The organism is Salinivibrio sp. IB282 (assembly GCF_001995685.1).
GTDB lineage: Bacteria > Pseudomonadota > Gammaproteobacteria > Enterobacterales > Vibrionaceae > Salinivibrio > Salinivibrio kushneri.
On record NZ_MUET01000029.1, the window covers coordinates 25,392 to 32,164 of the forward strand.

Here is a 6,773-nt window from a genome sequence, read left to right on the forward strand (position 1 = left end):
GCACCATGACTGATACAAGATCAGCGCTGACCCGTCGTTATCAGGACGAGCTGACCGTACGCCAGCAACAAGGCCTGTGGCGGCAAAGTGGTGACAATGCCGTCGCCGAGTCATGGCGCAACTTTGCCGGTAATGATTACTTAGGCCTCGCGCAAGATCCGCGATTGGTGAAAAAGGCGCAGCAGCATCTTGAACGTTGGGGCTTGGGCGCAACGGCTTCACCGGTGGTATCTGGTTTTACCGCCGCGCATCAATCCCTTTGTGATCAGCTGTGTGATTGGCTGGGTTACCCGCAAGCGATACTGTTTAACAGTGGTTTTGCCGCCAATCAGGCGTTGCTCTTTACGCTGTTAGGCAAAGACGATGCCTTATTTCAAGACAAGCTCAACCATGCCTCCTTGATTGAGGCCGGCGTATTGAGCCCTGCCACACAGCGGCGTTTTCGTCATAACGACATGGCACATCTTCGCCAACTGCTCGCAAAGCAAATCCAGCCTTCCGCATCGCTGATTGTCTCGGAAGGGGTATTTAGCATGGATGGTGATGTGTCGCCAACCGAGAGTCTTGCCGCGATTGCCAATCAATCGGGCGCGCTCTGGGCGCTGGATGATGCGCATGGGATTGGCGTGTTAGGGCAAGAAGGCGAGGGCAGTATCAGTCGTGGCGCGCGGCCGGATATTTTAATCGTGACGTTTGGAAAAGCCCTGGGCGTCGCAGGGGCGGCAGTGCTGGCTTCTCCCACCATCATTGACTATTTACGCCAGTTCGCTCGCCATTATGTGTACTCGACGGCTATGCCACCCGCGCAAGCGGCACTCATTGAAGATGCGATTAGGCTGGCACGAAAAGAGCACTGGCGGCGAGAAACACTCAGCGCCCATTCTGAACAGCTAGCGCAAGGCCTCCATGATTGGTTAGAGACGACGTCTGCTTTCGAACCGCCCGCAGGTAATCGGCAGCCTTTACCGCAACTACTCGCAACGCCTAGCCCGATCAAGCCGCTGATTATCGGCGATTTGGCAGCATTACAGCAGGTGAATCACGCTTTGATGAAAGCCCATATCCGAGTAGGAGCGATTCGACCACCGACTGTGCCTGCTAACACCGCACGTCTGCGGATCAGCCTGTCCGCACAGCATCAAAAGACAGATATCACCGCGCTGATTGAGGCGCTTAAGCCGCTATTAGCGAGCGACAACACATGCGAGGTGACAGCGTGATCGTGGCTGATAAACAAGCGATTGCTCAAGCGTTTGGCCGAGCCGCGCCCCATTATGATGACAGTGCGACGCTGCAGCGCCGTGTCGGCCATCGGTTAATGGCATTGGCTGAGTCAGAGCAAAAGGCTATCCATCTCAATACCGTCTTAGATGTCGGTTGTGGCACCGGCTATTTCATCCAGCAGTGGATAACTCACGCTAAGACAGTGATTGGACTGGATCTCAGCGCTCCTATGCTTGCGACGGCAAAAGCGCGCTGTGGCGATGCCATGTTAGGCATACAAGCTGATGCGGAGCATTTGCCGCTGGCCGATAACAGTGTCGATCTGGCATTTAGCTCGCTAGCATTGCAATGGTGTGACGATTTGCACGTGCCATTGGCGGAGCTGCGTCGGGTCGTCAAACCCGGCGGGAAAATTCTTGTTTCGACACTGCTCAACGGATCCTTGTGTGAACTCGACAGCGCGTGGCAACAAGCATGCGGCACGTCACGGGTGAACCGCTTTATCTCCTTCTCAGAGTTACAACAGGCGACCCAACGTGCCGGGCTGATGCACGCAACCGTGTTGCAAGAAAGCGAACAGCTGACCTTTGCCACTGCCCATGCGGTGATGAAAAGCTTAAAAGGCATTGGTGCCACCTATCGCCCGCAAGGGGCGGGGCAGCAAGGGCTGGCGACAAGAACGCAGTTTAGCGCGGTGGAGAAGGCGTATCAGCGTTTTGCGCTCGCCGCCAACACCTTACCGGTGACCTATCAAATTGGCTACATAGTGATTCACCATCATGCATGACAGTTACTTTATTACCGGCACCGATACCGAAGTGGGAAAAACCTATACCACGGCGGCGCTGTTGCACGCTTTTATCGCAAAGGGCTATCAAGCGGTGGGCTACAAGCCTGTCGCCGCTGGTGCTGATTTAGCGCCTGATCACCAACTAAATAGTGACGCTGTCACTTTGCAGCGCGCCAGTGCGATTGCATTGCCGTATGCCGCGATCAATCCAGTGTTGTTAGAAACGCCATGTTCGCCGCATTGGGCGGCCGCGTTAGCCAATACGCCCATTGATACCCAGATGCTAAGCGATGGGTTGGTACATTTAAAACAGCAGGCACGCCCGGTATTGGTAGAAGGCGCCGGCGGCTGGCAAGTGCCACTGAGTGAGACGGAAACGCTGGCCGATTGGGTAGTTGCCCATCAGTTGCCAGTGATCATGGTGGTGGGGATTAAACTTGGCTGTTTAAACCATGCTTTGCTCACTGCAGAGGCCATTCGTGCCCGCGGGCTTGAATTAGCCGGATGGGTCGCAAACACGGTTGATCCTAAGGCCCAGCACAGTGACGAGATGGTGCGCTATTTAAACGCCCATTTAGATGCGCCTTGTCTCGGGCACTTGCCGTTTGCTGCCGATGCTTCGCCAACACAATGCGCGAGTCACTTAGATATTGCGCAGTTGTAAACAATTTATGGAAATGTAGCGATCAAAAAAGCCAGCGCTATGCTGGCTTTGTCTATTTAGGTAGGCAGTTCGGGTAGACAATTACTTTTGGTCGTCTTGCACACCCATTAGGCTTTGCTGAACCTCGGCCATCTGGCGTGCAGCTGACGCGTCATCCGACGCTAACCCAAGCTCTGAGCAGGCCTCATCGAAGCTCATGCCGAGATGACAGGTTAAGATGTCGATAGCGACTCGGTAGTTTTCTTGCTCTGCCATGGTCTCACTCCATTGATAACGCGTTGCGTTGTTAAGGTTAGGTTGTCCACACGCGGTGGTTGTACACTTAATGCTTGATATGACCGCTGACTGCCCATTACTTTATTGCTTTACGCAGTGCATCAGCGTCATAGTTTTAAACAGCTGCGCATAAATTAGCCTGAGTAAACCGCGATGACAACTCGACCAAAGTCTATATTGGTAGGTTTTTGTCTTTTTTGTTGGGCTTTTCTGCCTCATTAATTGTTAACTGTTTGAATAGATTGTTAAAAACACAAGGTTGCGCGGTATCACAATTTGTTTAGATCAGATCGAAATAACGTGCCACACTAACTGGTCGGCGCAGAGAGTGGATGGGGCGGGCGCCATAAGCGACGACTGGGATTTATTCGTAACAAATTGCATCAAAGGATTGTTTTTATCATTAATGCCCATACTATTTTTATCATTACAACAAATAAGCGCTAAACACTGGGTTTAAGCGACGGAGACACACCATGAAACGCTTAGGATTATTTCTTGCTACCAACCTTGCGGTACTGGTCGTATTTAGCATTGTGCTGAATATCATTTATGCCGTGACAGGCATGCAACCAGGCAGCTTATCTGGATTGCTGGTACTGGCAGCGGTATTTGGTTTTGGCGGCTCGTTGATATCGTTGCTAATGTCAAAATCCATGGCATTACGCTCGGTGGGGGCGCAAGTGATTGAGCACCCACGCAACGAAACCGAGCACTGGCTAATGAATACAGTCAGTCAGCAAGCTCAACGTGCTGGCATTGGTATGCCAACCGTGGCGGTATACAACTCACCCGACATCAACGCCTTTGCCACTGGGGCAAAACGCAATGATTCTGTGGTCGCGGTATCAAGCGGGTTACTACAAAACATGACTCGTGATGAAGCCGAAGCGGTGCTGGCGCACGAAATCAGCCACATTGCTAATGGCGACATGGTCACCATGACCTTGATGCAAGGGGTGGTGAACACCTTCGTGATCTTTATTGCTCGTGTCATCGCCGGTGCGGTCAGTGGCATGAACAGTGACGAAGAAGGCGAAGGCGGCGGCAACTGGATGATGTACTTCCTGATTTCCTCCGTGCTAGAAATCGTGTTTGGTATTCTGGCGAGTATTCTCACCATGTGGTTTAGTCGTCACCGCGAATTCCACGCCGATGCAGGCTCGGCGCAACTGGTGGGCAAACAGAAAATGATTGCCGCGCTGGAGCGTTTGAAAGTCAGCCACGAGCCGAAACTGGAAGGTTCAATGATGGCATTTGGCATCAACGGTAAGAAAACGCTGAGTGAGCTGTTTATGACTCACCCACCGCTAGAAAAACGTATTGATGCTTTGCGTCGTGGCGACTATCTATAACCAGATAGCCTTGACGTCGAGTCATTGATTAAGCGGCCTGCTGGCCGCTTTTTGTTTGTGTGCGTCGCCACTTTATTCCCTCACTGGCGAGCATCGCCCCCAATACAATCAACGCCATCGCCACGACGGTGAGCAGACTGACGGTTTCCGAGAACACAGGGATGGCGATCAGCGCGGCCACCACAGGCGTGAATGCGCCTATTGCGGCACTCATTTCTGCCCCTAAGCGGCGAATCGCAAAGGCATAGCTGTAGTTGGCAATGATCCCCACGCCTAAACCTTGCGCCAGCACATGGTAGCCAAGCTCGCTGAGAGGGGCCTGGCGCAGGTTAAACGAGACAAGGCCGCTCATCGCGCCCACGGGCAGCAGCAAGACGGCCGATATTGCGAGCACCGCACCGGCTTCTGCTGCATTTAAGCCCGTGACGCGTACGCCAATGGTAAACCAGGCCCAACTGATACTGGCTGCGAGCAAAATCAGATGGCCTTGGGTGACAGGCCAGGGTGAAAAGAACAAGGAGTGCCATAAAAATGCGCCAATACCGAGCACAATCAGACTAATGCCTAATCGTCGTCCCAAGGAGAGCGATTCGCCATAAACAGTCCAAGCAATGGTGGAAACAAACAGCGGTAAGATCCCAGGTATTAATGAGGCTCCGTCAGCCACAGGCGCAAACTGCATCCCCGTGGCGGCGAGCAGATAAAACGGTAAACCCGCCCCGAAGGCAATCGCAAACAGATAACGTTTGGGCACAGAGACAATATGGCGCACCCGATGACGACTCAGCCAACCAAATAGGAGGGCCGCAGGCAAAAAGCGCAGTAGGGCAATATCGCCACTGGTTAACACTGACTGGCTGGCCTGACGTAAGGAGATAAACAGGCTCGCCCAAATGGTCACGGTGACAAGCATGGCGGCGAGGCCTAATAAACGTTGAGAGGTGGCAGGCATGGTTGATCACTTCCTTGTTAATGGATGTGGTTAGTGTGGCAGCGTCAAAGGAGGGATTGGTGGCAAATTAAAGGGTGATTTGCCATCATGTTGGCGTTTATCATCTTTAATTATCTTTTTGTTGTTAAAAATCACTAAGGAAGCGATTTGGACAGTAAAGACAAAGCCATTCTGGCGCTGTTACAAGACGATGCGCGCCGCACGACCGCAGAGATTGCCGATGCGGTTGGCTTGTCGTTTTCGCCTTGTGCAAGGCGGATTAAGAAATTGGAAGCCGATGGGGTGATAGCGTCCTATCAGGTCACGCTCGACCGCCAGCGGATAGGGCTTAACATGACCTTTTTTGTCAATGTGAGCTTGAGCAATCACCGAGAAGAGGCGATTGTCACCTTTGAGCACGCGCTGGTGGAAATGGATGAAGTGATTAACGGCCACGTAATCTCAGGGACTTATGACTATTTATTGGAAGTGGTGACGCGCGATTTACCGCACTATGAAGCCTTTATGCGCCAGTTACAGACCCTGGCGATGGTCAAAGACATCAATACCAATGTGGCGATCCGCGCGGTAAAACAAGGCGCGGCGCTAAAAGTGTAGCGCCGCGTGATCATCATGCAAGGGGGGTTAGCTAGCGATTAGCTGAGATGCTGGCTTAGCCACTCACTAAAGGCATTTTGGGGCAGGGCACCGTTGAGTACGTCAACGCGCTCGCCGTTTTTAAACACCATCAAGGTCGGAATACTGCGAATACGATACTGCGCGGCCAATGCTTGCTGGGCTTCGGTATCGATTTTGACAAAACGTGCGCGGCCTTCTTCTTGCTCGGCCACTGCCGCAAAGGCAGGCGCGAAGCTTTGGCATGGACCACACCACGGGGCCCAAAAATCGACCACGACAGGGACATCGCTATTTAGCAGCGCATTAAAATTATCATTGGTACCTTCAATCGGCTTACCGTCCAGCACATCAGACTGACACTTGCCGCATTTGGGCGCGTCATTCACCCGCTCGCTTGGAATGCGGTTCATGGCTTGGCAATGAGGGCAGCGTGAGGTCAAGATTGTCATGGTGTTTCCTCGTTGAATTATTTGTGCCTAATATAAGTGGATAATTCGGCTCGCCCCAGTTGAATTTATCAATCACTCAAATAGAAAAAGCCGATGACAAGGCACCGGCTTTCATTGCTGGCTATTGATGCATTTCGCGCTAGAGTGCGTCCACCACCTTGAGGATGGCACTGAGCATATCGCGACCGAAGGCTTGGCTGCGCGCAGGTGACCAGCCAAAGTCTGGATCCGGTTGGTCATTGTGATCTTTAAACGGCATTTCAACCGTGTACGACAAGCAGTTGAAACGCTCACCAATCCAGTTCGAGCCCACGGTTAGATGGGCTTTACCGGGGGCGTCTTTGTCATAGCCGTGCTCGTCTTGGAACTCTGGCGTCACGGTCAGTAAGGCACGCTTAAAACTGTCCTCTAAATCCGCCATACGCGCATCGTAAGAAGGGATCCC

At 52.6% G+C, this 6,773-nt stretch carries 8 protein-coding genes and 1 pseudogene; 5 read left to right on the plus strand and 4 right to left on the minus strand.

Going from position 1 to position 6,773, the window contains the following annotated elements:
* Positions 1 to 5 precede the first annotated feature (5 nt).
* From BZG14_RS07915 to bioD, 3 genes are read left to right on the plus strand one after another with little or no spacing between them, the layout of a single operon-like run.
* Complete coding sequence (locus BZG14_RS07915; RefSeq protein WP_077608449.1) at positions 6 to 1,220, plus strand: 8-amino-7-oxononanoate synthase; 1,215 nt, start codon at positions 6 to 8, stop codon at positions 1,218 to 1,220.
* Positions 1,202 to 2,011: a malonyl-ACP O-methyltransferase BioC gene (gene bioC, locus BZG14_RS07920; RefSeq protein ID WP_077608450.1), complete on the plus strand. Its 810-nt coding sequence runs from the start codon at positions 1,202 to 1,204 to the stop codon at positions 2,009 to 2,011. The genes BZG14_RS07915 and bioC overlap by 19 nt, the downstream gene beginning before the upstream one ends.
* Entirely contained in the window at positions 2,004 to 2,678 is a 675-nt protein-coding gene (gene bioD / locus BZG14_RS07925) for a dethiobiotin synthase (RefSeq protein ID WP_077608451.1), read from the plus strand. The genes bioC and bioD overlap by 8 nt, the downstream gene beginning before the upstream one ends.
* Positions 2,679 to 2,759: 81 nt before the next feature.
* On the opposite strand, the gene BZG14_RS15670 is transcribed toward bioD, so the two are convergent.
* A complete protein-coding gene (locus BZG14_RS15670; RefSeq protein WP_176719660.1) occupies positions 2,760 to 2,933 on the minus strand; it encodes a hypothetical protein in 174 nt (57 codons plus the stop codon).
* Positions 2,934 to 3,430: 497 nt separating this feature from the next.
* Here BZG14_RS15670 and htpX point away from each other — a divergent pair, with 497 nt between their 5' ends.
* The gene (gene htpX / locus BZG14_RS07930; protein WP_069362730.1) at positions 3,431 to 4,309 is read left to right on the plus strand and encodes a protease HtpX; all 879 of its coding nucleotides are present in this window, start codon (positions 3,431 to 3,433) and stop codon (positions 4,307 to 4,309) included.
* A gap of 28 nt (positions 4,310 to 4,337) precedes the next feature.
* Here htpX and BZG14_RS07935 read toward each other — a convergent pair whose 3' ends face one another.
* Positions 4,338 to 5,261, minus strand: a complete 924-nt coding sequence (locus BZG14_RS07935) for a DMT family transporter (RefSeq protein WP_077608452.1) — start codon at positions 5,259 to 5,261, stop codon at positions 4,338 to 4,340.
* Positions 5,262 to 5,408: 147 nt separating this feature from the next.
* Between BZG14_RS07935 and BZG14_RS07940 the strand changes: the two genes are divergently transcribed.
* Positions 5,409 to 5,858, plus strand: coding sequence for an Lrp/AsnC family transcriptional regulator (locus tag BZG14_RS07940; protein WP_074212533.1), 450 nt, complete (start codon positions 5,409 to 5,411; stop codon positions 5,856 to 5,858).
* A 38-nt stretch (positions 5,859 to 5,896) separates the two neighbouring features.
* On the opposite strand, the gene trxC is transcribed toward BZG14_RS07940, so the two are convergent.
* Both trxC and BZG14_RS07950 read right to left on the minus strand, forming a co-directional pair.
* Positions 5,897 to 6,328 carry a thioredoxin TrxC gene (gene trxC, locus BZG14_RS07945; RefSeq protein WP_077608453.1) on the minus strand — a complete coding sequence of 144 codons (432 nt, stop codon included), beginning with the start codon at positions 6,326 to 6,328 and terminating at the stop codon, positions 5,897 to 5,899.
* Between the two features lie 139 nt (positions 6,329 to 6,467).
* A pseudogene (locus BZG14_RS07950) lies at positions 6,468 to 6,773 on the minus strand (hypothetical protein); the annotation flags it as partial.

Excerpts from the sequence above, each read along its gene's own strand:
- BZG14_RS07915 (WP_077608449.1), top strand. The coding sequence starts at position 6 with ATGACTGATACAAGATCAGCGCTGACCCGTCGTTATCAGGACGAGCTG.
- bioC (WP_077608450.1), top strand. The coding sequence starts at position 1,202 with ATGCGAGGTGACAGCGTGATCGTGGCTGATAAACAAGCGATTGCTCAA.
- bioD (WP_077608451.1), top strand. The coding sequence starts at position 2,004 with ATGCATGACAGTTACTTTATTACCGGCACCGATACCGAAGTGGGAAAA.
- BZG14_RS15670 (WP_176719660.1), bottom strand. The coding sequence starts at position 2,933 with ATGGCAGAGCAAGAAAACTACCGAGTCGCTATCGACATCTTAACCTGT.
- htpX (WP_069362730.1), top strand. The coding sequence starts at position 3,431 with ATGAAACGCTTAGGATTATTTCTTGCTACCAACCTTGCGGTACTGGTC.
- BZG14_RS07935 (WP_077608452.1), bottom strand. The coding sequence starts at position 5,261 with ATGCCTGCCACCTCTCAACGTTTATTAGGCCTCGCCGCCATGCTTGTC.
- trxC (WP_077608453.1), bottom strand. The coding sequence starts at position 6,328 with ATGACAATCTTGACCTCACGCTGCCCTCATTGCCAAGCCATGAACCGC.